The organism is Winogradskyella sp. ECml5-4, from assembly GCF_036903175.1.
GTDB classification, from domain to species: Bacteria; Bacteroidota; Bacteroidia; order Flavobacteriales; family Flavobacteriaceae; genus Winogradskyella; species Winogradskyella damuponensis.
This window is the reverse complement of the sequence record NZ_JAYJLF010000055.1, coordinates 1-1382: the sequence shown is the minus strand read 5'-3', so window position 1 is coordinate 1382 and position 1382 is coordinate 1. Positions and strand designations below refer to the sequence as shown.

Genomic DNA, 1382 nt, shown 5'->3' with positions numbered 1-1382 from the left:
GTGTATAATTCATTGCTAGTTAGAGCTTACTTACGAAAGTCCTCGCGGACTTTCTATCTGTGATTTATTTGCTAACTTTAGTGCTTAAACACGCAACGAAATCATACACTAGACCGTTACCACACATTTGAACAAAAAACGAACATTGGAGAAAAAGAAATCATATAAGGATTATTTAGACAAAACATTTCTTGAGGAATTGAATTACAAAATTTGGTCAACGAAAGGCAGTAGATTTAATGCAAGTAAAAGACTTTTGAAAGTAGCTGACTTATCAAATTTATGCTTAAGTATGTTATCTGTATATTTAATAGCAGTCGGACTTTTATCTGTTTATAATATATATTCAGCAGAAACAATTGACGAAAACCTAATTGCCTATTCAATTACCAGTCTTTCAATATTATTATTAGTGTTTGGACAAATTGAGAACGCAAAAGACTTCAGTACAAAAGCTAAGCAATTTCATACTTGCGGACTTGAATTATCAAAACTGTATAATGATTTAAGGATTTTTAAAACTCTAAAAGAGAAACCGAAATTGAATGAAAAGAAAGAATTTGCAGAAAAAATATCTGACAAATATGAACGAATTTTGGAAAGACACGAAAATCACGAGCCAATTGACCATAATATGTTCAAAGCATCAAAAGCTGATTATCACGAATTAAGCAAAATAGATGTTTACAAAATAAAAGCTGATTACTACATTAAAACAAGTTTGATTTATCACTTTTTAATAATATTTCCACCAATAATTATAATTGGACTTTTAATTAAAACTAACTTATAAATGACACTTAAAGAATTTGAAGAAAAATCTAAAATAATTAGAAAAGAAATCTTTGATGAGAGTCTATTAAAACAACCAAGTATTTACTCTTTAAAAAGAGTTGGAAATCAACTTTTAGATATTGTAAAAACAATGAAATCTGAAAATTCCGAAATGATTCCTACTCTTCAATCATTAAAAATGGACTTAGATATATATTTAGCAGATTTAGGTGGAGAACTTCAGCACGATTATGACAAAAACAATAAAAGATATAAAGGAAAATGGTCGAATGAAAGTAGAAAAATCAGTAGATTTATTTCTCGACTAAAAACTTATATTTTGGAAAAAGAAATTGAATAAAAACGTGTGGTAACAACGTATATAATTTATTGCTAGTTCTAGCCTACTTACGAAAATCCTCGCGGATTTTCTATTCGGTTTTTATTTGCTAAATTACGTGCTAAACCACGCAACAAACCATATACAAAACCGTTGTGTGCAATTTGAGAAAAACGCAGAATAATGATTGAATTTAATGGATGGGCTATAATTCGAGAGTCTTATAAAGATGATAATGATAATGACGAACATTTGAATTCCATTATTA

General features: G+C 28.5%; 2 protein-coding genes. Both read left to right on the top strand.

The features are described 5' to 3' along the window. Window positions 1–145: 145 nt before the first annotated feature. The gene (locus VDP25_RS17570; protein WP_334471937.1) at window positions 146–793 is read left to right on the top strand and encodes an SLATT domain-containing protein; all 648 of its coding nucleotides are present in this window, start codon (window positions 146–148) and stop codon (window positions 791–793) included. Then, the gene (locus VDP25_RS17565) at window positions 794–1135 is read left to right on the top strand and encodes a hypothetical protein (protein ID WP_334471935.1); all 342 of its coding nucleotides are present in this window, start codon (window positions 794–796) and stop codon (window positions 1133–1135) included. Window positions 1136–1382: the final 247 nt, after the last annotated feature.

What these genes read in the sequence shown, in the direction of transcription:
- VDP25_RS17565 (WP_334471935.1), top strand. Translation starts at nt 794, where the DNA reads ATGACACTTAAAGAATTTGAAGAAAAATCTAAAATAATTAGAAAAGAA.